This is a genomic window from Deinococcus hopiensis KR-140 (assembly GCF_900176165.1).
GTDB classification, from domain to species: domain Bacteria; phylum Deinococcota; class Deinococci; order Deinococcales; family Deinococcaceae; genus Deinococcus; species Deinococcus hopiensis.
This window is the reverse complement of the sequence record NZ_FWWU01000010.1, coordinates 11,857-35,453: the sequence shown is the minus strand read 5'-3', so window position 1 is coordinate 35,453 and position 23,597 is coordinate 11,857. Positions and strand designations below refer to the sequence as shown.

Annotated in this window: 20 protein-coding genes; 14 read left to right on the top strand and 6 right to left on the bottom strand. The window is 64.5% G+C overall.

Annotated elements, in window-relative coordinates:
* Positions 1–599: 599 nt before the first annotated feature.
* The gene (locus tag B9A95_RS34275; protein ID WP_170928831.1) at positions 600–746 is read right to left on the bottom strand and encodes a hypothetical protein; all 147 of its coding nucleotides are present in this window, start codon (positions 744–746) and stop codon (positions 600–602) included.
* Here B9A95_RS34275 and B9A95_RS35860 point away from each other — a divergent pair.
* Together B9A95_RS35860 and B9A95_RS28830 are read left to right on the top strand one after the other, a co-directional pair.
* Positions 745–2,304 (top strand): alpha/beta hydrolase fold domain-containing protein, encoded by a 1,560-nt coding sequence (locus tag B9A95_RS35860; protein ID WP_084051072.1) that lies wholly within the window; start codon positions 745–747, stop codon positions 2,302–2,304. The genes B9A95_RS34275 and B9A95_RS35860 overlap by 2 nt on opposite strands.
* Before the next feature lie 1,086 nt (positions 2,305–3,390).
* Complete coding sequence (locus B9A95_RS28830) at positions 3,391–3,603, top strand: hypothetical protein (protein ID WP_084046006.1); 213 nt, start codon at positions 3,391–3,393, stop codon at positions 3,601–3,603.
* 1,942 nt (positions 3,604–5,545) lie between these two features.
* Here B9A95_RS28830 and B9A95_RS28820 read toward each other — a convergent pair.
* Positions 5,546–6,763 (bottom strand): MFS transporter, encoded by a 1,218-nt coding sequence (locus tag B9A95_RS28820; RefSeq protein ID WP_084051070.1) that lies wholly within the window; start codon positions 6,761–6,763, stop codon positions 5,546–5,548.
* 30 nt (positions 6,764–6,793) lie between these two features.
* Here B9A95_RS28820 and B9A95_RS28815 point away from each other — a divergent pair, with 30 nt between their 5' ends.
* From B9A95_RS28815 to B9A95_RS28805, 4 genes are all read left to right on the top strand, one after another.
* Positions 6,794–7,843 carry a LacI family DNA-binding transcriptional regulator gene (locus tag B9A95_RS28815; protein ID WP_212648407.1) on the top strand — a complete coding sequence of 350 codons (1,050 nt, stop codon included), beginning with the start codon at positions 6,794–6,796 and terminating at the stop codon, positions 7,841–7,843.
* Between the two features lie 287 nt (positions 7,844–8,130).
* Positions 8,131–8,526 (top strand): hypothetical protein, encoded by a 396-nt coding sequence (locus tag B9A95_RS32825; RefSeq protein WP_139807118.1) that lies wholly within the window; start codon positions 8,131–8,133, stop codon positions 8,524–8,526.
* A 389-nt stretch (positions 8,527–8,915) separates the two neighbouring features.
* Complete coding sequence (locus B9A95_RS28810) at positions 8,916–9,635, top strand: M23 family metallopeptidase (RefSeq protein ID WP_084051068.1); 720 nt, start codon at positions 8,916–8,918, stop codon at positions 9,633–9,635.
* A complete protein-coding gene (locus B9A95_RS28805; RefSeq protein WP_245808567.1) occupies positions 9,632–10,600 on the top strand; it encodes a TolB-like translocation protein in 969 nt (322 codons plus the stop codon). Before B9A95_RS28810 ends, B9A95_RS28805 begins: the two co-directional genes overlap by 4 nt.
* 965 nt (positions 10,601–11,565) lie before the next feature.
* On the opposite strand, the gene B9A95_RS28795 is transcribed toward B9A95_RS28805, so the two are convergent.
* The gene (locus tag B9A95_RS28795; RefSeq protein ID WP_084051066.1) at positions 11,566–12,603 is read right to left on the bottom strand and encodes a tyrosine-type recombinase/integrase; all 1,038 of its coding nucleotides are present in this window, start codon (positions 12,601–12,603) and stop codon (positions 11,566–11,568) included.
* Positions 12,604–12,943: 340 nt separating this feature from the next.
* Here B9A95_RS28795 and B9A95_RS28790 point away from each other — a divergent pair, with 340 nt between their 5' ends.
* The 4 genes from B9A95_RS28790 (at position 12,944) to B9A95_RS28775 (ending at position 14,611) form a co-directional block, all read left to right on the top strand.
* On the top strand, positions 12,944–13,303 hold the full coding sequence (locus B9A95_RS28790; RefSeq protein WP_139807117.1) for a hypothetical protein: 360 nt from the start codon (positions 12,944–12,946) through the stop codon (positions 13,301–13,303).
* Positions 13,304–13,360: 57 nt separating this feature from the next.
* On the top strand, positions 13,361–13,699 hold the full coding sequence (locus tag B9A95_RS28785) for a hypothetical protein (RefSeq protein WP_084051064.1): 339 nt from the start codon (positions 13,361–13,363) through the stop codon (positions 13,697–13,699).
* A complete protein-coding gene (locus tag B9A95_RS28780; RefSeq protein ID WP_084051063.1) occupies positions 13,680–14,000 on the top strand; it encodes an NAD-binding protein in 321 nt (106 codons plus the stop codon). The genes B9A95_RS28785 and B9A95_RS28780 overlap by 20 nt, the downstream gene beginning before the upstream one ends.
* 332 nt (positions 14,001–14,332) lie before the next feature.
* On the top strand, positions 14,333–14,611 hold the full coding sequence (locus tag B9A95_RS28775) for a transposase (RefSeq protein WP_245808590.1): 279 nt from the start codon (positions 14,333–14,335) through the stop codon (positions 14,609–14,611).
* A 163-nt stretch (positions 14,612–14,774) separates the two neighbouring features.
* Here the strand turns inward: B9A95_RS28775 and B9A95_RS28770 are convergent, their stop codons facing one another.
* A complete protein-coding gene (locus B9A95_RS28770) occupies positions 14,775–15,782 on the bottom strand; it encodes a phosphotransferase enzyme family protein (RefSeq protein ID WP_170928830.1) in 1,008 nt (335 codons plus the stop codon).
* Positions 15,783–16,063: 281 nt separating this feature from the next.
* Between B9A95_RS28770 and B9A95_RS28765 the strand changes: the two genes are divergently transcribed.
* Complete coding sequence (locus tag B9A95_RS28765) at positions 16,064–16,873, top strand: arginase family protein (protein ID WP_084051061.1); 810 nt, start codon at positions 16,064–16,066, stop codon at positions 16,871–16,873.
* Positions 16,874–17,527: 654 nt separating this feature from the next.
* Here the strand turns inward: B9A95_RS28765 and B9A95_RS34270 are convergent.
* Positions 17,528–17,665, bottom strand: a complete 138-nt coding sequence (locus B9A95_RS34270) for a hypothetical protein (protein ID WP_170928829.1) — start codon at positions 17,663–17,665, stop codon at positions 17,528–17,530.
* 112 nt (positions 17,666–17,777) lie between these two features.
* The gene (locus B9A95_RS28760; protein ID WP_084051060.1) at positions 17,778–18,416 is read right to left on the bottom strand and encodes a tyrosine-type recombinase/integrase; all 639 of its coding nucleotides are present in this window, start codon (positions 18,414–18,416) and stop codon (positions 17,778–17,780) included.
* Between the two features lie 806 nt (positions 18,417–19,222).
* Here B9A95_RS28760 and B9A95_RS28755 point away from each other — a divergent pair.
* The 3 genes from B9A95_RS28755 (at position 19,223) to B9A95_RS35855 (ending at position 23,413) form a co-directional block, all read left to right on the top strand.
* Positions 19,223–20,965, top strand: a complete 1,743-nt coding sequence (locus B9A95_RS28755) for an alkaline phosphatase (protein WP_084051059.1) — start codon at positions 19,223–19,225, stop codon at positions 20,963–20,965.
* A gap of 88 nt (positions 20,966–21,053) precedes the next feature.
* A complete protein-coding gene (locus B9A95_RS28750) occupies positions 21,054–21,530 on the top strand; it encodes a hypothetical protein (RefSeq protein ID WP_084051058.1) in 477 nt (158 codons plus the stop codon).
* Positions 21,527–23,413, top strand: coding sequence for an ABC transporter ATP-binding protein/permease (locus B9A95_RS35855; protein ID WP_245808566.1), 1,887 nt, complete (start codon positions 21,527–21,529; stop codon positions 23,411–23,413). Before B9A95_RS28750 ends, B9A95_RS35855 begins: the two co-directional genes overlap by 4 nt.
* Positions 23,414–23,597 lie beyond the last annotated feature (184 nt).

Genomic DNA, 23,597 nt, shown 5'->3' with positions numbered 1-23,597 from the left:
TGATTTACCTTTTACCCTGACTCACTCCAAGGGAGTCTGGAGGCTTCATGACCGCACGCACCGTCGCCACACCCCAATCCCACACCCTGCTCCTCGCCGCCCCCATGCCCGTCCTCCTGTCGCGAATCTCGACCAGACCATCCTCGCGACCGCCCTCCCAAACATCAGCCGTGATCTCCACAACCTCAGCCACGCCTCATGGGCGGCCACCGTCTGATCGGCTCCGTTCTCCGGACTCGCCAGCAGCATGACCCAACTGATCCTCTTCCGCGCCCTACAAGGCCTTGGGAGCGGGGGACTCACCTCACTGGTCCAGGCCATCATCGGTGACGTCCTCCCAGCGCGCCGGCGCACAATCTCAGGCCGGCATCGCCACCCTCGCGCTCATCGCCGGGCCGTTTCTCGGGGGCCTGTTCTCCGACACGCTTTCCTGGCGCCGGATCTTCTACATCAATCTCCCCATTGGCCCCATCGCCATGCTGCTGCTGGTCTCGCCTCCAGGCTCCACCTCCCCAGGGCGCACACCGCAGCACGTCCGGACATCACGGGGGGTGTGCTCGTCTCCATACCCTGCTGCTCGCCACCTGGGGAGCCACCACCTACGCGTGGACTTCCCCGTCACGCTGACGCTCGGCGAGGGCGAGCACCGCGCCCTCGCCGCCTACCTTGTGGCCGAACGCCGCGCGGCCGAACCGATCACAACTTTGCCTTCTGTTCTGCAGCGCCATCTTCGTAAACGCCTTCATGCAGTTTCTGCTCGCGGTGCGCTATACGCCCCTTTTCCTTCATGTCGTGCACCACCGCTCCACCTTTACCGCTCGGTTGTCTCCGGTTCCGCCGTGCATTGGGCTGATCGCCGCGACTGCCATCGCTGGTGCGGTCCCAACTGGCGGTGGCATGGCGTTGCTCAGCCTGTGCGGCCCGCACACATCCGTGCCCGCTCTTCCCGCACGCCTCCCGCTCATCGGCGCGGGACTTGGCTTCCTCGTGCAGGTTTCACTGCTTGCTGGACAAAATGCAGTGCAGCGCCGCTTGCTCGGCGTCGCCACCGGAGCACTCAACTCCTTCGGGCGTACCGGTGGTGCGCTTGGCGCCTCACTGTTCGGCACGATTCTTACCGTTCAGCTGAATTCCAGCCCCGCGGCTCCAGCGGCGTTTCACACCCTGTTCCTCTGGACCGTGCCGTTCACGGGGCCTGCACTTTTCCTGGCACTCGCGTTGCCGGAGGAGCCGCTTTCCGAAAAGGTCCGCGACGTCGCAAGCGGCAAAGCCCAAGCCGCCGAATACCAAGTCCATTCGCGGACGAATGGACGCGAAAAAGGAGTTCCCAGAATGTCCCAGATCAAACGGATTGATGCAGACCTGGAGATGCTTATCTCGCACTTTTCTGAGGAGGCCACCCTGATCCTGACCGGCGAAAGCCTCATCACACTCCGGCAGAGCATTCAGCAGGAGGCAGCCGAACAGCCGGGTCCACCGCGTGACGTCCACGTCACGGACCGCTGGATTCCCGGTTGGAAGGCCGATCCGCCCGTGAGGGTCCGGCTGTACCAACCCGCGTCGCCGCTGCGTACCACTCCAGCCTTGCTCTGGATTCATGGGGGCGGCTTCATCGCTGGATGCCCTGAACAGGATGAGGCGCAGATGATCGACCTCGTGCAGGTCACCGGGTGTACGGTGATCTCAGTCGATTACCGGCTGGCCCCGGAGCAGCCCTTTCCGGCGGCGCTGCACGACTGCTTCGCGGCGTACAAATGGGTTGCCAGCGAGGGCCGCACGCTTGGAGTTGATCCAACGAGGATCGCTATCGGAGGAGCGAGTGCAGGCGGAGGCCTGACCGCCGGCCTGGCGCTGCTGATCCAAGAGCAGCACGAGGTCCGTCCTGCGCTGCAAGTGTTGCTGTATCCAATGTTGGATGACCGGAATGTGCAGAGCGCCAGCGAGGCTGGGTCAGATCACCTGTTGTGGACGCGGCAGAATAACGCCTACGCCTGGCAAGCCTACCTGGGGTCAGCCTACTGTGAGCCTCCGAAGTTCGCTGCGGCGGCCCGCGCTTTGGCCGTTGAGGAACTTACGCCCGCATTTATCGCTGTTGGCGAGTTGGACCTCTTCCTTCACGAAGATATCGAGTACGCTCGGAGGCTGCTGTCTGCCGGAGTCCCAACGGAGTTGCACGTTTATCCTGGCGCATTCCACAGTTTTGACAGCGTCATGCCGAAGGCGCGTGTGTCGCAACGCCTCAGGAATGACCTCCTCTTCGCATTGACGCAGGCATGGGAGCAAAGCTCGGCGGAGTGCAGCTGAGTGGTGGCCGCCACGACCAGGGCTGGATGCAGGGGTACAAGAGGAGCTGCTCTGGCGCCACCCCACAGCTGCACTTCCAATTTTTTGCAGTTCGGGCAGACGGCGTCGGAGACACCCCTCCTCTACCTGCTCCGCCAAGTCCGGGCCCCCACTGGGCAGTCACAAGCGGGCCCTGACCTCTACCCCTGAAGCCAGGCAAGACAGGCTTCCAGCGCCCCCAAAGGGCGCTTTGTCGTCTCCAGGCCTGACTCCGCCCGCCTCCCACCGAGGTGCGGGAGGAGCCCCCTTTCCACATCTGCACACCTCCAGGACGATCACCTCTTCGGTGTTCCAGCAACCGTGCGCAGCGTCCGCCACACCCACCCCGGCCCTGCGCGCACTCCCGCAAGCGATCCTTCATGCTGCTGAACGGGGTGACCGGATTGAACGTCCGTCACGCCGTGCATCGGTGATCAACCCACAGGCCAACCCGAGCGGAGCAACCGGGAAAAACAGTGACCCAGAGGAGATGGAACGGCTGATCCACAAACCGCATCACTCCGGGCAAGGCTTCGGTAAACTCCACGTCCCGCCAGTACTCGGCGTCCGCGCTCACCGCGTACTCCGGCTCGTCGGGGAACAGCTCCTGCCAGACCTCCCAGGCCGCCGCACGGACGTCCTCACGGGACCCCAGATAGGCCGCGAGCGCTTGACGGTCCTCCGGCTCCAGGCCTTCTCTTCCAGCCCCCGGTCGTCCCGGTACGCGGCGTCCAACAGCTCAGCCATCTCGGTCGGGGACAGGTCAGCAGGACGCGTCCCTCCCAGCTACTCTCTCCCCCTCTTGATGCACACACCCTACGCGGCACAATAAAGGTCTGATGTCCCCGTCGCTCCGCCTCCGCTGGCTCCCACCCGGACAAAACACCGTCCTCATTTCCTCCCCGCCCGTGACGGAACTCCTGCACCTGCATGCCGCGAGACACAGACAGCTCCACTCCCCCGCATCGCGGGCACTGAGGTCACGCAGGCCCGGCGCCCCGGTTCTTCCGGTTCCCTGCCCATCCGCGCGCCTCAGTCGTCCGCACCACCAGAGCAGGAGCACACCACATGGGTAAGAAACGCGACATCCCCACCTACAAGGACACCCACCCCGCCCACCTTGCGCGCAGCGCGGAGCTGGAACGCGCGGGCCTCAAACCCGCCCCGGACCAGCTCCCCGCCGCCCTGTTCAAGTACAGGACCAAGGACACGGAGGGCACCTGCGCCCTCTTCGAGCGCGCCCTGTGCATCCCCGTTGTGCCGAAACAAGACGCCTCCTGAAGCTCACGGCCCGTCACGCCTGTCCCTCCGGATGGGGCGGGTTCTTCACGCACGCGCTGGAGGGGGGAGCGGTAGAGGCACGCCGAAAGCGGAGGGGGAAGCGTTCGGATGACGCCGGTGTGGCCTTGAGGTGGGTCAGCCACCTGCTCCTGGCCGCCGATGCGCTCCTGCCCACGCAGGAGTGACCAGGCCCGCCGTGCTGGAAAGGTGAACCCCGCGCCAATGGCGCTCCTCTGGCGTGATGGATACTCCCGGGCAGAGAATCCGGCATTGGAGGCAGCAACCCACCTCCCGGTATCCCTCAACGGGCCTTCATTCCCTCTCTTGTCAACATCTGAGCCGCAAAGTGAACTTCACCGAGCGTACAGTTGACTATGGCTCAGAGACGATCCACCCATTGGGGGGTATTTCGAGGTATCGCTGATGAGTCCTGAACACTCAGGCTTTCCCGAACAGCTTCTCGAACCCCTTCCAGATGGCACTTGGCGAACCCGGCCTATAGACGAGACCCTCACCCTCATTCATCAAGACCCGAGCAAGGCGCTGGAACTGCTGTTGTTTGCTCTGCACCATCCAACCAGAAGCGATGTGGTAATTGACGCAACCGTGAGTTACGTCGCTGATAACGACCTTTCCACCTTAGCCACTGCTGCCCTACAGGTCTTGCGAGAACACCCTAAGCATGAATTGGCCCAACGCCTTGTGGGATGCATTGGTTTGCAAAGGCCGACAGCACTTCACCCCCATCTTCAGAGCCTCTTTGAACTCCGGCCAAACGCCCGCACGGCCCCAGAGACCTACCCGTGGCGGGAATCCGCCGACCTGCACCTCGGGTTTCTCTCCACATACCGATGGAACGAAGACGTCCCACTTGGAGAACGGGCAGCGGCGCGAGAACGGCTGCTCGAAGTTCGGTCTCCCCTGGCGCTCCAAAGGGCACTCGCCCCTGAGTCAAAGCCTGCGTCCCTCGACGCTATGGACCGCTTTCGGCTACAAGAAGTCGGATTCACGCTGGTTGATCAGGTGTTCGAGGCCCACTACCAAGACGGGAGTTGGCACCTCACATTCGCTCCTGAGGACTTCATCTTCAGGAGCTATCAAGACCCACATCACCCTACCTGGGCTCTTCCCTCGGAACCTGAGGATCACGCCTTCGGCGGAGAATTGTCCGACCGAACTTGCGGCATGTGTGCGAATCCCCTGCACCGTCTCCTGAGTCTCGATCCGGTTCCCGCAGACCTGCACGTCTCCATCACGCGACTGACCCTTGCCACCTGTCTCTCCTGCCTGGGCTGGGACGGTGGAGTGTTGTTCTACCAACATGACGCAAATGGGTTGCCCACCAGTCTTAACGTGCAGGATCCTCCTGAGGAGTCAGAATTCCCTGCTGGGCCTCTACGGGCCGCTCGAGTGCGGCTGGCAACCACACCGCCACGATGGCGTTGGCAAGAATGGGGAATGTCCAACGGCCGTGAAAACCTCCACCGTTTGGGCGGATATCCATCATGGGTGCAGAGTGCGGACTATCCAGAGTGCCCACACTGTGCACAAACCATGACTTTCGTCCTACAACTTGACTCCAACCTCCTGACAGCGGAAGGAGAACATTGGTTTTGGGGGAGTGGCGGCATGGCCTACGCTTTCTGGTGCAGTGGCTGCCAAATCAGTGGAATGCATTGGCAGTGCACTTAGAGCTCAAATTCCAAAGTCGGTGCTGAATCTCTCCTAAATCCCCGAAGGGAAGAAGGAGCCCCGACGTTGCGGTCGTTGATGGTCAGTCTTCCTACACCGTTTGGGGCATTTGTCCGAATTACGCCGTGAGTGGAAGGGCGGCCCTCACGGCTCCATTCTCCCCAATGCCCCTTCAATTTCGCTTGCTGGGCCCATTCAAAAAGAAGTCCGCACTTTGACAAGTGCTCTGGGGCACACAACCGGGGAAAGTCTACTGGGGGCCTTCCAGCAAGGCTGAGCCTGACGTCCGCCGTTGGTGGGCAAAGCCAGAAAGGCGCAGGAGCGGTGGCGTCGCAATGATCAGGATGCCGCTGAGGGCAGCGGTGGCCAACATGGCGTTGCGCAGTCCCATCGCGTGTGCCCAAAAGCCAAAGTAGACCGGTCCCAGGAGGAAGCCGACGTATGAGACGACCGTCACCAGGGCGGTCGCGCGGCCTCGGTACACCTCGTCAACGTTACGAGAGACGACGCTCAACAATGTCGGGTAGAGAGGCGCAGTGCCGGCCGCGGCGACAGTAAGCCCGGCGATAACGATGTGGACTGACGTCGCTGAGGCGACGATTACTGTTCCAACAGTGGCGGCCATCAGACCAACCGTAAGTACAGTCCGGAAATGGTGAGGTCGGAGTGCGCCAATGGAGAAGCGGGTGAGCGCGACGACTCCTGCAAATACTGCAGGGGCCAGTGCGCTGAATCCCGACCCTGAATGGAGCTCTTCTTCAAGGAAGATAGCGCCCCAGCTCTGGTGCGCGTTTTCTGTAGCGAACGTGATTGCGCCCAGGACACCGATGAGAAGCAGAGGCGTGTACTTCAGCTCCCGGTGTGCGCTTCCCTGCAGATCTTTGGCTTCTACCGCGCTGTGGGGCAGTTCCACAGCGAGTGCCTGAGCGGTCCTCACTCCAGCAACAATGGCCAAAACTGCCACAACGAAAAAGGAGGTGGAGACTGGAGTCATGGAAGACAGAACGCCAGTGAAGATGCTGGAAACAACCACAAAGCTGGAGAACACACCTCCTGAACGCGTAAGAATAGGCTGACCGGAAAGTTTCTCGGCCCGCCCTCCAACGGAGTTCATGGCGACATCGGTGGCGCCACTGGTTGCGCCCACAACGGTGAGGCCGAGGCAAAGGGCCACAAAGCCGTGTGCGCTTAAAGCCACGCCGAGACCCGCAAGACCAAGCGCGATGATGGCCACGACGGCAAAACGGAGCCCCCAGCGGTCCAGTGCACGGCCCGTGAAGAGCATGGCAGGCAGGGCGCCGGCGCCGATGAAGAGCAGCGCGAGGCCCAACTGTGCGTCGTCAATTCCCGTCTGCTCACGAATACGGGGAAGGCTCGCGCCCCACACGCCCCAAAAGGCGCCGAAAACGGCAGCAGCGAGGTAGGCCGCGGAGGCCAGATGACGGGCCGAAAGGGGTATGGATGCCATTATGTAACGTTACACAAATATAATGGGGTGGTGCAACCCGGGGAAAAGCCGAAACGTGTCACGATGACTCAGGTCGCCACTCTGGCTGGGGTATCGGTGATGACCGTCTCCTACACGTTCAACCGTCCTGACAGAGTGTCAGAAGACCGCCGTGCAAAGGTTCTGGCAGCGGCTGCCGCACTGGGCTACGGAGGTCCGGACCCCGCTGCCAAGTCGCTGAGATACGGCAGTACTCGGGTACTCGGCTTAATATTGGGAGAACACCTGACCTACGCATTCGAAGACCCACAGGCTGCATCCTTTCTTGCAGGCGTTGCTGAAGTCTGCGCACAATGGGGTTACGGACTGCTTATGGTGCCCGTCACAGGGGCAGCCGACGATCCCAAGCGCGTCGTGGGCGCGGCCGTCGACGCCTTCATCGTTTGGACGACCACAGATGATGACCCCGTTCTCGACGCGGTTGTCACGGCCCAGCGCCCAGCAGTCATCCACGGCAGCTCATCCCAGAAAAGCCCATACTCCGTCAGCATCGATAACCGTGCGGCCGCGTTCGCCATGGCCACGCAGACGTTCGCTCACGCCAAACGTCCGGCAGTAATCAGCTTCCCCCTTGACCGAACCCGGGCCCCCGTTCTCACCACTGGAATCGATCCGGAAACCGCTCTTTTCCCGGTTACGCGAGAGCGTCTTCTGGGATACCGCGACGCAGCCCAAACGCTTGGCATCCCCTGGTCTTCCGTTTTGGTCGGCGTGTCGGCCACCAACAATACGCGGGAGGCGCAGGCCCTCGCGGCCCAGATGCTCGCCCTTGATCCTCCCATTGACGCCATCGCAGCGATGAGCGATCAACAGGCTATCGGTGTCCTGAACGCAGCGAAAGCCGCCCGGGTCAGCGTTCCGGACAGGTTGACAGTGAGCGGTTGGGACGACGCGCCTGCGGCTGCACAGCATCTGCTCAGTTCAGTGAAACAGGATCTACGCGCCCAGGGCGTCGCCTGCGCCCGCCTGGCTCTCGGTGAACCCAGTCCATCCTTCACAGACGATTGGTCTATCGTTATCCGGTCCTCCACTGCGAAATAAGCGCTTACTGCGCCTGATCCCGCGCCCTCCCAGCGCCGAGCAGCAGGGCGCGTCCCATTTCCCTATGAAATCTGCAAGGCCACCCTCCTCGAGGCCGCTTCCTCGACATGCTGGGGGGCTGGGGATCAAGCGGCGGTACGGCCGCACCGCGTATCCGATCATCGCCAGTCCCTGAACGCCGCCGCGACAATTCGTTTCCGTAGCTCCACGCCATGCCCTCGCGCCCCTACCCGTTTCTGCATGTCCTTATTCTGTCAAATACTCTAGTGTTTTATTATAGATGATATATGGACGAAATTTTCGCATCTTCGCAACTGCAACAATTAGCTGATGTCAAAATAGAGTCTTACAAACCATTTTTTGAGATTCTTGCAGATCTGGAAGACATGCAATCCGAACTGTCGGAAGTCATATTCAGCGTGCTATGTGGTATTATTTTTTCAGAGAAGGTATTATTCTCTTACATAGATGCTGTATATGACATAATACTTCGGAGATCAGAGAGGAATATAGAGAGAATATTTGAGAAGTTTATATCAACACAACATCGTAATTTCACGTTTGACGAATTACTCATTGATAATCTTAGGGAAAAATCAGTCGATATTGACGCTTTAGTATCTAGATACACCGATAAGCCTTCCTACGCTGCATACGTGAGGCCGTTAAAAACTAATACATAAATTATGCATACCCGGCAGAGCAATCGCTGTCGTGCTAAGCACATACGAGGATTTTATTTCTCTACTGCACGAGAAGATGTTCATCCTCATAAAGAGCCAGAAAATGACGAACTGAAGCTGGATACTAGCTACGGTTTAGGGGCGCATGATAACATAAAATATTGAATAGACGAATAAAGAGTTGATCCCGCCTGTTCGTGAAATTGAACAGGTCCTGGAATTACCCAGGGTCAGGACCATCCTCGCGCGGGGTGGTTCCCCTTGCCGCCGTACAACACATTCATATCGGGTCTCCTGGTGGTCCTTGTGCCCTGCAGGAAATGGCTTAAGGGAGCCAGGCCTGTAAGCCCTCCTACCGTTTTGCCGCGCGCCACGGAGCAACATCGCGCATGTTCCACTGGAGAACCGGAGGCGTCCTCACGCTGCTCGCGTCGGCGGTGGCGCTGGCCCACTACGCGCCCGCGCTACCGGACAGCGCCATCGCGCCCCCTGCGCGGCAATTCGGCTTGCCCTTCGGCAGAGCGCCGGGGCCAGACACCTGGCTGCTGGGACAGGGCTACGGCAACACCACTGGGGCGTACCGGCAAAGGCGCTCTACCTACGGCAACCTTCAGGGTCTCCACGCCGGGTTGGATTTCAGCGCCCCCTGCGGCACGCCCGTCCTTGCCATCGGTGACGGCGTGGTCGCCGAGGTGGACGGGCCGCACGGCAGTCCGCCGCACAACCTCGTGATCAACCACGCGGGAAACCTGAGCAGCCTGTACGGGCACTTGCGGGTGCGCTCGGCCCTACGCGCCGGGCAGACCGTGAAGCGCGGTCAGGTCGTCGGTCAGAGCGGCGACTCGCAGGAGACGTGCGTGAGTGCCCCGCACCTTCACCTGGAGCTGCGGGATCGTTCGCACCAGCGCCTCTTTAACCCGGTGCCCTACCTCGCCGCCGACTGGGACTCGCTGGCGCTGGCCGGAAGCTTCGGGCGCGGCTACGAGTACGACCTCGACGCGCCGCGCCGCTGGCAGACGCCTGAAACTCAGCCGGAGGTGCGCCGGGGAGGCCGGCTCCTCAACGGGTTCCGCAGGCCCTGGCCCCCTGCACCGGGAGGTGCGCGGTGAAGCGCGTCCTGCTGGGTCTGGGTGTGGCCGCCCTCGTTCCGGGGGCTTTCGCCGCAACCCTGCCCTCGCGGGCCGTGCTGACCGGCACCTGCTGCCCGGGAGTGGTGTGGAGTCCCGACTCACGCCGCCTGCTGTTTCTCGATGGGCCACCTGCCCGCACCAGTACCGGGATTTATCAGGTTGGAGCTGGGGGCGGAACGGTGACGCGGCGGTTTTCCAGCGTGGCCTTCTTCTCACCCCGGCTGCTGTGGGCGGTCCGGCCCGGGGCGGGGGAGGGCACCACCCTGGAGCGCCTCGCCGACGGGCGCAAGTTCACGTTGCCCACCGCCGGAGCGGACGTGACCTGGAACCCGACCGAGACGGCGCTCGCCTATACCCGCAGCGCCACGAGCGGCAACTTTGACCGCCGCGTCACGCGCGTGTTCCTGGCCGAGGTGTTCGCCGCCCCCCGGCAGGTGGCCACCCTGTACGGCGGGGGTATCAGCGGCTGGGTTGGCCCTTCCACGCTGCTGCTGAGCGGCAAACGCACCGCCGCAGAGCGGGACCGCGAACTGTTTACGCTAAACCCCGCCACGGGCGCGCGAAAGGTGCTGGGGACAGCCCTGTCCTTCCGGGGCGTGACCCTCAGTCCAGATGGGGCGAGGGTGGTGTATTCCGTGACCTTCGATTCGGCCATCCGCAACGGCCTGTGGCTCCAGTCCACGGCTGGGGGAGCGCCGCGCAGGCTCGGCGCCTTCGGGTCCTACCGCTGGCGGGACGCGAACCGACTGCTGCTGATCCCGCTCAATCCCAACGGTCAGCCGCACGTCCTGCGGGAATACGACGTGCGGACAAACCGCTGGCAGACCCTGGGCGATCTCGGAGATCAGGTGCGTCAGGGCGATTGGTCGGTCAGTCCGGATGGGCGGCGGGTCGCCTACCTTAGCGCGCGCGACGGCAACGTGCGGGTGGTGAACTTGCCCTGAAGCGGGCGGTCGGCGTTCAGCACACCTCCCCCTGGCTGAACGCCGATGGCCGCTAGTCATACGGGTTTGCGGAACATCCGTTCTGCCCCCTCTGCGGCGCGGCGCTGCACGTCCACTCGGGTGAATCGGTGTGAGAGAACCGATTCGCCGCAATCCTTATCAGACGCTGCGAGCAGTGAAGTGCGTCCCCATGAGGTGTGGGTGTTTCTCGACGGCGTGAATCGTTCCAGGGTGCGGCGACCATGTGGACAGCTTCGGTGCCTCCTCAGCCCCTGAACATCCGGGCGAAACGAGGTCAGTCGAGGGCTTCTCAGAGTGGGCCGCCCGCATTGCGGCCGTCTCCGGGCGCGCGCGTCCGCGGGTTGAAAGTCAGGCTTGCGCAGACCAGTCAGACCTGCCGTCACCCCCCAGGGCCAGGCCAGATCTGACAGAAGGAGCCCAGCGGCAAACGCCTTTCTGGCGTTCGCCCGACTGGTACACCCGGGGACCACCCTGAAGGTGGGTGCCTCACCCGACAAGGTGGTGGCGCTGCCCCTGAGAGGAGGCTGTAGATGTGAACAGCATTGAAACGAGGGGTCGAAGTGCAAGACCTCCTGGCCCGGCAGGTCTTGGACCTGCCTGAAGTCCAGCGGAAAGGAGTGGTGTTTATCCGTAATGAGATCACCGGCCAACCCGGGCGGACGGGCAACGCGGCGCCGCAGCGGGGGACAGCACGGATGATCCGCAGACCGTATGACAGGTGACCGAATACCAGCCCGAAGGGAAGGCCTGCCCGCCCTGTTACCGCAGACAGCAGGCAGCGCTTCCAGGAGACGTCCGGGGCCAGGCGCCGTCACCGTCTGCGCGCCTTCGCCGAACCTTCACCACGTCCGGCGCGCAACGCCGGTCCAGGCGTGTGTACGCGGTGCGGGGCGTTTCCCCGTTCCCACGCCTGCCGCATCTTCAGATTGCTGCTGTTCCAGCCGTTAGTCCGCCTGGTCAGCCGCTTCCAGGGCTTCGAGCCGAACGTCCACGTCAAGCTTGGCGTAAATGGCGCTGGTGGTGACCGAAGCGTGGCCGAGTATGTCCGCCACGACATGCAGGTCACGGGTCGCCCGGTACAGACGTGTTCCCGCCGTGCGCCGTAGGGTATGCACCCCACCCATGTCTGGCGGCAGTCCAACCTCACGGAGATACCGGTTGACGATGGTTCTCAAGCCCGCCGTGGTCAGCGGCTTTCCCAGGTGACCACGGTGGAACGAGACGATCAGGCTGGTGTGCTGGGCGGTGAGATCTCCAGCGATTTCCAGACCCCGGCGAACCTCCAACCAGCGGGCGAGCACGGCGGCGGCCGCTGCTGGTAGGGGAATGCGGCGTTCCTTGCCGCCTTTGCCGTGCCGGACGTGGAGTTCGCGCAGGCTGAGCTGGACGTCTCCCACTCCGAGGCGCACGGTCTCCTGCGCCCGCAACCCGAGGGTGGCTCCCAGGGTCAGGATGGCGGCGTCGCGGGCAGCATGGGTGGGATCGGGAGCGTCCAGCAAGGCGCGGTAATGGGTGCGGGGGACGGCGCGTTTGCGGGTGTGGGCAGGTGTGGGGTCCCGCGGAGCACTCACGCCCAGGGTGGGGTTTGAAGTCACGGCCCCAGCCCAGGTGAGGGCGCGGTACAGGGCGCGAACGCCGTAGAGGTAGGTCCCGACGCTGCCCAGCGCCAGCTGTCCAGGTGTTGCACTGTGGCGAGCGCGGGCTTTGCTGTGTTCGAGGTACGCTTCGAGGTCTTCGGCGGTGAGGTTCTGCAGGCTGTACCGGGGGGAGTCGGGCGGACCGGTGAAGTCGAGGAAGTCCCGGATGGCGACGCTGTAGTTGCGCAGGGTCTGGGGGCTGACCTGGCGTCCCCGGGTTTTGCGTTGAAGATAGAAGGTAAGGAGGTCGGTGAGGCGCTCGGCATTCTGGGTATGGGCGGCGCGCAGGGCTTCGCGCCGGCGGTTGTCGGGACTGGCCCAGGTGGAGGCGAGGACGAGCGTCATGCGGTGGGATGAGAGGTGGAATGGAACATACCCTATGATACTTGCGTTTAGAACACAAAGCGCAAGTAAAGGGGTGCTGCCTTATTTTATGGGGGTGACGTGAGGCCACAGGATGGCCAGGAAGGCCCCTCCAAAATCATCCGAGGGGGAAAGGTCCTGGGACGCTGGAAGCCGTGGTCTTTCCGGGCTTCCATGCCTGTGCCATTGAAGGCCCTTCGTCCGCCTACGCCAGGTGCCTGGTCCCCAGTGGTGGGAAGACAGCGTCAGCAGGCGCTGAGAAACGCAGAAGTGTTGCTCGCCTGGAACAGGGACTGGCAGCCTCCCAGATCTGGACCGTTGATTGGTCGGCAGTCCGGCGTCCCCGGCGGCGCCGTTCTACGGGCAACTTCTTGCTGAACAACTCGATGTGCCACCTCGTACCGGCGCGTATCCAGGGCGTTCCGGCGGAGTGAAGGGCGTCTCGCTGTTTACCGTGCCGCGCCACCGGGAGGGGGAGGACGGGAAGCCCGAGGGTCCAGGTCTGGGAGGCCTGAACCACAAGGTGGGCTACCGGGTCGCCACGAGCACGCTGCTGAGGTCCGGCGAGGGCGGCGAAACGGTGGGCGAACTCGTGGGTCAGCCGGGCCGGGACCTGGCGTACACCGACTTGCCCACCCCGTCGTCAAGAGCAGGCCCAGCAAATACAGCCAGGAGGCGCTGAGCGGCGCGATACAGCGGATGGGCGGAACCGGGTACACCGCGCGACGACCCGGTGGAAATGGACCACCGGGACAAGCGGCTCAACCCCATTTATGAAGGCACTGAAGCCATTCAGGGCAACGGCCTGTTGAGGCGCGAGGTGGGCGCGGGCTGGAGGTACTGCTCGGCCCGCATCCAGGGCGAGTTCACCGCTGCGCAGGGCCTGGAAGGGCTGGGCGAAATCCGGGAGGCCCTGCAAAAGGCAGTGGCGCAGGGCAGCGCCGCCCTGCCAAGCGGGGCCCTGAACTTGGCCCGGACCGTTATCCTGCCAATGCGAACAGCGCGCTGGAGGCGCTGGGCCACACGGTGGTCGGGTGGAAGAGCTGCGTACGGCGGGTATGTCCGTGATCTATGGTGACGCCGCACGCACCGAAGTCCTTCAGCGTGCTGGCCTGAGGGAAGCGGGCGCGGTTATCATCGCGATGCCGGACAGCGTTCAGGCCGAGCTGATCCTGCAACATGTGCGCCGGGTCAATCCGACCGTACACGTGACCGCCCGACCGCACGATGAGCACACGCAGCAGGCACTCAAGGATCTGGGCGCCAATACCGTGTTGTACGGAGAGTACGAGCTTGGGCTCGCCATGGACGAACACGCGCTTCAAGCGGTGCATGGTGGCCAGCGGCAGTGGGTGAGCAGCGTCAACGCCAGCCCCTGATCCGGTTTCCGGGTCATCCGTTCCATCCCCTCTGCTGCGCAGCGTTGCGCGTCCGCTTGGGTTGGCCCGCTCTCTCATCACGGATGAACCCCGGTCCTTGGAAAAAGTGGCGTAATCCCCAGCCTTGAAAAGCCGGGGATTACGCCACCGCCCCGCAGGGGGGCGCAATTCGGCGCCAGAGGCGGCGAACCAGAACCCAGCCTTGTTCTGCATCTGCAGATGGTTGGAGCGCGTTTGACACGACGCGCGCACTTCAATCTGAACCGCCATCTGGTCTTCACGCCGAGGTACCGCCGCCGTTCTCCGGCCCTGCCCGTGAGCGCGTGACGGAGATGCCCAGCGCTGGGCGGGACTGGCTCATCCGGGGCACGGAAGTCATGCGTCACGCGCACCTCTTGCTGTCCTGCCCACCGAAATGGACACCATCCGACGTCGACACGACTCTGAAGGGCGTGTCTGCACGGCTGCTGCAAGAGTTCCCTGAGCGGGAGCGGCGCGGCCCCCTGTGGACTTCCGCCTGCGATGTCGGCCCTGCGGGCGACATTTCGGCAGAAGGAGTTCAGCGGTACATCGAGAAGCAGCGCAAGGGGCAGGTGGATGATGGATCATAAAGCCTTGACGCGGCGCAGGAACAGGCGCTGGACACCACGCTGTACCTGTGTCGGAGCCTCATCAGACGATCTCCGCGACGTTGACGGGGCTATGCCGAACATTTCCGTCCTGGGCGACAGGTACTGGCTGGCCTTGGTCACGCGGGCCAGAACTTCGTTCGCATCAACCGTCATACTCGCCGTTGAGCAGGTGCTCGCGGAGCCGCCACAAGCTGACTGGCGCGAGCGTACCGCTGATGGGGCGCACGTCGGTCAGGTCAGCTCCGCCTGAGATATTCCAGGCGGCCATGAGGGCAGCGCGCGACCGCAGCAGGCGTGGCAGTTCCCGGTCCCAGGCAGGACCGAGCGGCAACACTTCGCGGTAGCCGGTCAGCACTGCGGCCCAGAGAGCGGCGCGCTGTCCGCGCGGTATCTCCATCACGGCCCGGGCCAGGTCCGTGGCCAGCGGTCCGTACACCGGCTCGTCAAAATCAATGATGACGACCCGCTCGCCGTCCCAGATTGCGTTGCCGGGCCGCAGGTCGCCGTGCGTGAGGCCGAGGCCGTCCGTGGCGGAGGCCGAGTCGTCCGGCCAACCCCGTGCCGGACCGCCCACCGCGTCTACCCAGGGAGTGAGCGCCCCGAACGTTGCGGCAATGACCGGTTCCTTCAGCGCGTGCTCCCGCGCTCCATGCCAGAACAGCCGCCAGCTTGGAAACACGCCGAGCAGGGCAGGGCCGAGCATAGGTGGCGTGCTGGGCTCGGGCATGAAGCGTAAGGACGCCGCGTGCAGCTGCCCGATGGACCGGCCAAAGGCCTGGTACAGGCGGGGCCCGGGCGGCAACCCACTCAGGCGCGGCCCAACCACACCCCGTACAGCGGTGGCGAGGAAGAGGTCGTCTTCCTGCGTCACCGCCTCAGTCCAGCACCCGTCCAGCGAGGGGAGAGGTTCATTCACCGGCGCTCCCTGGGTGTGCAGGAAGCGGAGCCACTGCAGGGGTGGCCCCAGGTACTCAGCGTTGCGCAGGGCAACGTGGGTGAAGCGCAGGTAGAGGGGCCCCGCGCTGTCCTCGGCGCGGTAGACGTAATTGAAGCCGGGATTTACCAGGGTGACGGGGCCCGTCCCCCAGCGGATTGCTGCCGCGCTCACCGTCTCTGGGCGCAGGCGGCCCAGGGTCTCGCCCCAGGTCACCTCGTCTGTCCAACGCAGGCAAACTCCTGCAGATGAGCGGGCAGGCGCAGTGGGAGAGGCAGAGCAGGCATGAAGGCCCCATTCTGGCAAAGTTGTGTTAGAAGGACTTGACGAAGCTGCTGGCGTAGCGGAGGTCCCCCTCCTCCAACGCTGCTGAGGACGCCACCAACGCTCGCTGAATCTCAGCCGAGCGCGGGACAGGGTCTTGCCATACGGAGCAGCCCGCCTGGCCCAAACGCCCTGCGCCTTCCAGCGTTGTGAGCAACGTGTCATCTTTGCCCATGACAGAACAGCACTGGGGGCTCACGGTGTACCAGGGACTCGCCGGAGACCATAACGGTCTGGCCATTCCCGGCGCCCTCCACCTGGCCCAAACCTTTGGCCACCCCCTCCACCGTCCGCTCCAGGCGGTAGGCGCCCCGGCTTCCGCCCTCAACACGGATTGGGACGCTGAACTTCAGGTGGCCATGCCTGACCTGCGGGCGCTGCAAACGCGCCTTCAGCAGGTGTACGCCTCTGGGCAGCGGCCGTTGACGTTTCTGACCCGCTGCGCTGCTGCCCTCGCCACGCTGCCTGTCCTCGCCGAATATCATCCGGATGCCGTCGTCGTCTGGTTTGATGCGCACGCGGACCTCAACAGTCCACAGACGAGCAGCAGCGGCTTCCTCGGTGGGATGGTCCTCTCAGCGGCCACAGGGATCTGGGAGTCGGGATTGGGTAAAGGGCTGGTGCCCAGCCAGATCATTTACGTTGGGGTGCGGGATGTTGACCCACCTGAACTCGCGCTGATTGATCAACGCGGCATTCACGTCGTGCCTGTCTCGCCCTCGGTGACGGAAGAGCTCGGCGGCTTGCTGGGGAACGCGCCGATATACATTCACCTGGACTGTGATGTGATGGAACCGGGGCTCCTGCCCACGGATTACAGCGTTTCCGGAGGGTTGACGTTTGAGCAGCTGGGGGACTTGATGCGCCTGCTGTCCAGCCAGAACGTGGTGGGCGTGGAGATTGCGGAGTTTCAGGACGCGGCGTGGGCGGCCCACGCTGCGGAAGGTTTATGGCTCGCCATGCAGCCATTGTTCACACCCTGATGTGGTGAACACCGACATTGTTTGCCGGGGAGGTCCATACGGTTGACCGACCGAGCCGCGCACGCCCCTACCTTTAGGTGTGGGGAGCGCTCGCCTGAACGCTGCCCACCAGCGGGCCCTGGTGTGGACGGCGGCCTGACGCTTCCCCTGGGCTGAAGGTGCACGTGGGGACGGGCGTCCAGATGGGGATTGATCGTCCGCTCCAGGTACGGCGGCCATCCGGTTCTGGGCCCGGGCACCGGAAGGGAGCGTTGACCTGTGGTCAGGCCGGGCTTCCGCTTGAGCATGCTCGGTGGGATTGGGCCCTTCGAAAGCGGCCGTCGGCATTTCAAAGGATAAGGAAATGCCGACGGTCTAACGCGCAGCTGGGCTGACATTGCACAGCGGAGCTGAACGCGTGTTCGGACAAGATTCCCAGAAGCTCACCAGTGCCCGGGTAGACCACCGAGCACCCAGCTGGCGCTCCCGCCGCAAGCGGCGCAGGGAGAGAGGGAGCCAAACGCCACTTGCCCTGCCAAGCCCCTCGTCCACATGCCCCGTGGCCACCAACAAGCGCCGAATTCAGCTGGCCAAAGGCGGGGTCGTTGGTGCTGATTTCCTTATCCACCCTCTCCCGCGCCATCTGAAGCGGCCGGGCAAACCCCCCCAGGTTCTTCACCAGTCCGCGACGGCTCTTTTGGCGCGGTTCACGCCGACCCGAATGTACCCCCGCGTGGTGTCGACGCTGGCGTGCCCCAGCACTTCCGCGACGGCCGTAAAATCCCCGAGGGTGTCGTACAGGCGTGAGCCCATGAACTTGCGGATGGCGTGAAAGCCCCGGAAATCGTTGCTGCCGTCCTCCCGGTCAAACAGAGGTTTGACGTGGTAGGCCGCGCCCCGCCAAGTGCGGTACGGAAAGAGCTGCTCACCGGTGTGCCGCCGCGATCTCGGTACCGCTCGAAAGCGGGTGAGAGCCGCGGCGAGGCGAGACGGGCACTTCACGCGACTTGCGCCCCTTGCCGGACCGCACCACCAGCCGGGCATCGTCCTCGCCGAGGTGCACGTCGCGCCATCCGAGGAACAGCGCCTCATCGATCCGCACCCCCGTGTGGGCCAGCAGCAGCAGCAGCGCCCACACCTCCAGGTGGCGCGCCGAACGTTTCGGATCACGGCTCACCTGGTCGCGCGCTTTTTCCAGGACGTCCTCCATCCGTCGCCTCGGGTACGGTGCATTCTTCTCCAACGGATGCCGGCGGTCTTTGGGCACGCGAAGTCCTTCGAAGGGAATGGCCTTTGTCGCATCGACCTCGCGCAGGGCCGCATAGAGGGTACGCCCCGCGGCGGCGCGGGCCTGGACGGTGGCGATGCTTTTGCCAGAAGCGAGCAGGCTGTTGACGTATCCCTGCACGTCCTCGCGTTCCGGGGACAGGACAGTCCAGGCGTGCTCGGCCATGAACGTGGTTAACTGCCTGACGCCGGTGCGGTAGCTCATACGGGTGTGCGGACTGACGAGCAGCCCAGCCTGGGCATGCTGGGTGAGGTACCACTCGACGATCTCCCACAAGGTTGCCGCGTCTTTTTCGGCGCAGGCCTTTACTGCCGGTGGAGGTTGGGCCAGGCGGACGTCCGGTGGTGAAGGTCTGCGTTGTACTGCGTGGGCGTCATGGCCTCTCCTCCATCTTGCTGCGTTTTTACCAATAAGAACTGTTATTGGTAAAATCTGCTCTGTCCGTCGCGGCCGCCACCCCTTGACCTGCGCGATCAGCCCGGTTCCAGGCTTACCGCTGCGCGGAGGAGGCAGGTCCCAATCCTCCCCTGGCTTCCGCAAAAGAGGCGCCGGAAAAACACCGGCGTTCGGGCGGGGCGCCCCCGATACGGCGCGAATCTGGCGGCAGGAAAAACGGTGGCGGAGCGGAGCTCTACCCCAACGCGTTGACCAAGCGGATGCGGTTTGCAGGTCATCCGCTCCGGTGATTCCGCTCCTCTCCGCCACCGTTTTTCCTGCCCGCTGCGCAGCGCTGCAGGTCCGCTTGGGTGGGCCCGTGATTTCACCACGGATCAACCGGAATCCTTGTGGGTGCGTTCCCAGACCCCACCTGCCCCAGGGACAAGTCGGCCGGCGACGGGTTTTCCCCACCCGTCCGGTTGGTGGCGACGGCCTTGGCCCCGTCGCGGTCCAATGGCATTGAGGCGCACCACGGTGGGCGGCTGGAGGTGCAACTCCCCTCCCCGCCGAGACCGTGCGCCGGGGCGTCTCCTTTTTTCACGGCCGCTTCCAGGCCGCTCTGGGCTTCCCGCTGGGCGCTGTGCCCAGAGCGCCACACCTTCAACTGATGCAGACCTGACAACGAGAAGGTTTGCTGGTGAAGCATGAGAAACATCCTGCTGACTTCGGTCCTGCTGCTCACGGCCTCGGCTTCGGCCGCCAAACTCCAGGTCTACCCCTACGACGGGGCCAAACTCCTTCCCGGTCAACGCTTCGATCTGCGCATTGAGGCCGAGGAGGTCAAGGGCTTCAAGGACGCCGCCGTCACGCTCGACGGCCAGCCGGTGCAGGGCCTGGTGAGGACGACCAGCAAGGACACCAGCGTGGAGTGGACGCTGCGCGGCCAGAGCCTCGGGACGGGCCTGCACGAACTCGCCGTGAAATACGGCGACGAGAACGGGGAAGTCACCAGGGTGGCGCGCTGGTACGTGGTTCCGGCTGTGGCGGGCAAGGCCAGGAACGTGATCTTGTTTATCGCTGACGGCATGGGCTGGAACACGGTGAACGCCGCGCAGCTCGTCGCCCACCCGTACAACCCGGCCAATGGAACCCAGACGGGCAAACTCGCCATGATGAGCGACCTGCGCAGCATGGCGAGCGTCACCACCAGCAGCTATGACAGCGCCCTGGCCGACAGCGCCAACACGGCCAGCTCCATCGCCACCGGGCAAAAGATTCAGGTCAACGCCCTGAACGTGTACCCCGACAACACGGCAGACGCCCTGGACAACCCGCGCGCCGAGACCATCACCGCCATGCTCAGGCGCAGCATGGGCAAGGGCGTGGGGATCGTTTCCAGCGCCTTCGGGACCGATGCCACCCCCGCGGCCTTCGCCACCTACACCCGCCGCCGCGGTGAGTACCAGGCGATCGCCGATCAGTACTTTAAGGGCGACGTTCAACCCGACGTCTTGCTGATCGGCGGCAGCCGCGACTTTATTCCCAGCACGGCCCCTGGCAGCCGCCGCAAGGACAACACCGACTGGATTACCGACAGCCAGAAACTGGGCTACCAGTTTGTCAGTACCCGCACCGAACTCAACGCGGCGACGGGCAGCAAGCTCTTCGGACTGTTCAACATTGACAACGTCCCCAGCTACCTCGACCGGGCGCAGTACAAGGGGCCTGAGACGCTAAAGGACTTCACCGACATGCCCTACCTCTGGGACAGCACCAAAAAGGCGGTCGAGACCCTGGAGAAAAACCCCAACGGGTTTTTCCTGATGGTCGAGGCGGGCATGGTGGACAAGTACGAGCACCCCCTGGACTGGCAGCGGGGCGTATGGGACGTCTTGGAACTTGACCGCGCCGTCGCCTACGCCAAGGACTACGCGAAGTCGCATCCCGACACCCTGGTGCTCGTCACGGCGGACCACGCCCACTCGCTCAGCGTGTATGGCGGCTACGACGCCACCAAGGGACCGGGCAAGCGCGAGGCGGTCGGGGTGTACGAGAAGGCCGGCTTTCCCACCTACGGCGACCAGCGCGACGCCAACGGCTTTCCACTTCCCGAGACGCAGCGCACCTATGCGGTGGGCTTCGCCGCGACGCCCGACTACTGCGAGACCTACCTGGGCCGCAAGGAGTTCCTCGACCCCACGGTGAGCAACGGCAAGGCCGGAGCGGAGGCGGGCTTCGTGCCCAACCCCAAGATCTGCGCGGAGGGCGCAGTGCAGCGCGTGGGCAACCTCGACCCGGGCAGCGCTCAGGGCGTTCACACGGCGGACCCCCTGCCGCTGTTCGCGTTCGGGGCCGGAGCCGAGAACTTCTTCGGCATGATGGACCAGACGGACATCTTCTTCGGGCTGGCCCGGGCAATGGGCCTGAACGCCACCCAGAAGAAGTAGGCGCCAACGCCCTTTCCCCCGGTCACGGCCTCCGCTGACACCTCTTTGACCGGAACGTGCTCCACTGGGGAACCGGGGGGAAGATGACATGACGCGTGAGGAACAAGGGATCAACCGCCGGAGCCTGGTCAAACTGCTGGGGGCCTTGCCCCTGCTGACCTGGCCCGCGCTGGCGGACGCGCGGGCCGAGGCGGCCACCGCCGGTCTGAAATTTGGAGAGCTGTACGGCAAGACCACCGTGCGCGGCGTGGAGTACAGCGACAAGATCAAGTCCCTGAAGGGACGGCAGGTCAGCATGCAGGGCTACATGGCCCCGCCGCTCAAACCCAAGCTCGATTTCTTCGTGCTGACCCGTCAGCCCATGGCGACGTGTCCCTTCTGCACCACCGCGGCCGATTGGCCCGCCGACATCGTGCTGGTCATCATGCCCCGGGGGCAGGAACTGGATCCGACGACGCGCGGCTTGCAGGTGACCGGACGGCTGGACATCGGTGTGAAGAGGGACGAGGAAACGGGCTTCGTGAGCCTGGTGCGCCTCTACGCCGATCAGGTCAGACCTTCTTGACTTCCCAGACTGCCCCCGGGGCCACGCTCGCTGTGCAGGGGGTACAGCTTCGGCACAGCCGGGATGTCACGTTGACCTACCCGGACTTCACGTTGCCCGCAGGCGCCCAGCTCGCCATCACTGGGCCGAGTGGCACCGGCAAGACCACGCTGCTGCACGTCCTCGCCGGACTCCTTCGGCCCCAGAAGGGTGAGGTCCTCTACGCCGGCCGGGCGATCGGGCGAATGTCGGAGGCGGAGCGCGCGAGGTTCCGGCGCCGGGAGGTGGGGTACGTCTTTCAGGATTTTCACCTGATGCCCGGCCTGACTGCCCTGGAAAACGTCGAACTCGGCCTGCGGGTCGCAGGGGTAGGCCGGGCCCGCGAACGGGCGCGCGCCACGCTCGGCCGGCTGGACCTTGCGGACCGCTGCAAGCACCGGCCTGCCCAGCTCTCCACGGGGGAGAGGCAGCGTGTGGCGGTGGCGCGCGCGGTGGCCCACCGTCCGGGGATTACTCCTGGTCGACGAGCCCACAGCGCACCTGGACCGGGCGCGCGCGCGCGGGACCATGGCCCTCCTGCAAGGCGCTGCGGCCGAGCTGGGCGCCACCCTGCTGGTGGTGACCCACGACCCCCTGGTGGCGCAAGCGCTGCCCGGCCGCCTGGCACTCTCACAGACGGTTCAGCCGTGAGGCTGGCCCTCTGGACGGCGCTGCGTGGCCTGCGCTCAAGGTGGGTGGCGCTGCTGATCACCGTGCTGGCGGTGGCCCTGGCATCGGCCACTGCGCTCGTCGTGCCGCTGGTCACGCGCCAGGTCGAGCGCGGCGCGCAGGACGCGGCCCAGGTGTTCGACCTGCTTGTGGTGGCCCCAGGCAGTGCCACGCAAGCGCTGATGTCCACCCTGTTCTACCTGGACGTGCCCACGGGGAATCTTCCGCACCGGGTATACCAGGAATTGCGAGACGCTCCGGGAACGCGGCGTGCGGTTCCCCTTGCGCTGGGCGACAATTATGCGGGCTTTCCCGTCGTGGGCACCTCGCGGAGCTTTTTCGACCAGCGCCTCAAGCCTTCGGCCCCGCCCTATTTCCGGCTCGCTCAGGGACGACTGTTCGCACGTGAACACGACGCGGTGATCGGGGCGCGGGTGGCCCAGGCATCCGGGCTCCAGCTGGGCAACACCTTCAGGGGATCCCACGGCCTGGAGGAGCGTCAGGGCGGCGAGGCCGAGTCGGCCTCGCCGGACCATCACGGCGAGCCATACCGGGTTACGGGCATCCTCGCACCCACGGGCGGTCCAGTCGACCGTGCCGTCCTCACGCCGATCGAAACGGTCTGGGAGGTGCACGGCCCTGCGTCAGAGGCGAAGCGCGAGGTCACGGCGGTGCTGTACTCCGCCGAGAATTTAGCCGGGATCTACACGGTGGCGCAGCGCATTAATGCCGACAAGGACGCTATGGCTGTCTTTCCCGGCCAGGTCTTTGCCCAGGCGCGCGAAACGCTCCTGCAGGGTCAGGCGGCCTACGCGGCATTGTCCATCCTGGTGCTGGGAATCGCCGCGCTGACCGTGTGGCTGAGCGTCTACACCTCGGGTCTCGAGCGGATGCGGACCGTTTCACTGCTGCGCGCCCTGGGCGCCGGGCGCGGCACAGTCTTTGCCCTGGTGCTGCTCGAAACGCTGCTGACGGTTTCCCTCGGTGTGGGGCTGGGTCTGGGTCTGGCGCTCCTGGTGGGCTCGGTGGGTGGAGGGCTGCTCGGCGCGCGCCTGGGGTTTACGCTGGCCGCTCCGCAGCTGACCTGGTCGCTCGCGGCGCGCGCCTTGGCCCTGATTCCCCTTGGCCTGCTCGCGGCCCTTCTTCCGGCGACCCTCGCTTCCCGTACCAGTCCCCTGCGGCACCTGAACGGCTGAGGGGGCCAGCAGCCACGCGGCAACCTGCCTCCCAGTGCGCCGGTAAGGCGCAGGGGGGCAGCGCGACGGGCACCACTGTTCTGCCTCGCCACGGTAAGGAGAACACCGCTTTGACCCTCCACAGCCCCTGCGAGACAGTCTGGACCCCCACTCTGGAGCGGCCGACCGCGCCGCGATGGGTCAT

What these genes read in the sequence shown, in the direction of transcription:
- B9A95_RS35860 (WP_084051072.1), top strand. Translation starts at nt 745, where the DNA reads ATGCAGTTTCTGCTCGCGGTGCGCTATACGCCCCTTTTCCTTCATGTC.
- B9A95_RS34275 (WP_170928831.1), bottom strand. Translation starts at nt 746, where the DNA reads ATGAAGGCGTTTACGAAGATGGCGCTGCAGAACAGAAGGCAAAGTTGT.
- B9A95_RS28830 (WP_084046006.1), top strand. Translation starts at nt 3,391, where the DNA reads ATGGGTAAGAAACGCGACATCCCCACCTACAAGGACACCCACCCCGCC.
- B9A95_RS28820 (WP_084051070.1), bottom strand. Translation starts at nt 6,763, where the DNA reads ATGGCATCCATACCCCTTTCGGCCCGTCATCTGGCCTCCGCGGCCTAC.
- B9A95_RS32825 (WP_139807118.1), top strand. Translation starts at nt 8,131, where the DNA reads ATGGACGAAATTTTCGCATCTTCGCAACTGCAACAATTAGCTGATGTC.
- B9A95_RS28810 (WP_084051068.1), top strand. Translation starts at nt 8,916, where the DNA reads ATGTTCCACTGGAGAACCGGAGGCGTCCTCACGCTGCTCGCGTCGGCG.
- B9A95_RS28795 (WP_084051066.1), bottom strand. Translation starts at nt 12,603, where the DNA reads ATGACGCTCGTCCTCGCCTCCACCTGGGCCAGTCCCGACAACCGCCGG.
- B9A95_RS28785 (WP_084051064.1), top strand. Translation starts at nt 13,361, where the DNA reads ATGGACCACCGGGACAAGCGGCTCAACCCCATTTATGAAGGCACTGAA.
- B9A95_RS28780 (WP_084051063.1), top strand. Translation starts at nt 13,680, where the DNA reads ATGTCCGTGATCTATGGTGACGCCGCACGCACCGAAGTCCTTCAGCGT.
- B9A95_RS28775 (WP_245808590.1), top strand. Translation starts at nt 14,333, where the DNA reads ATGCCCAGCGCTGGGCGGGACTGGCTCATCCGGGGCACGGAAGTCATG.
- B9A95_RS28765 (WP_084051061.1), top strand. Translation starts at nt 16,064, where the DNA reads ATGACAGAACAGCACTGGGGGCTCACGGTGTACCAGGGACTCGCCGGA.
- B9A95_RS34270 (WP_170928829.1), bottom strand. Translation starts at nt 17,665, where the DNA reads ATGGGCTCACGCCTGTACGACACCCTCGGGGATTTTACGGCCGTCGCG.
- B9A95_RS28755 (WP_084051059.1), top strand. Translation starts at nt 19,223, where the DNA reads ATGAGAAACATCCTGCTGACTTCGGTCCTGCTGCTCACGGCCTCGGCT.
- B9A95_RS28750 (WP_084051058.1), top strand. Translation starts at nt 21,054, where the DNA reads ATGACGCGTGAGGAACAAGGGATCAACCGCCGGAGCCTGGTCAAACTG.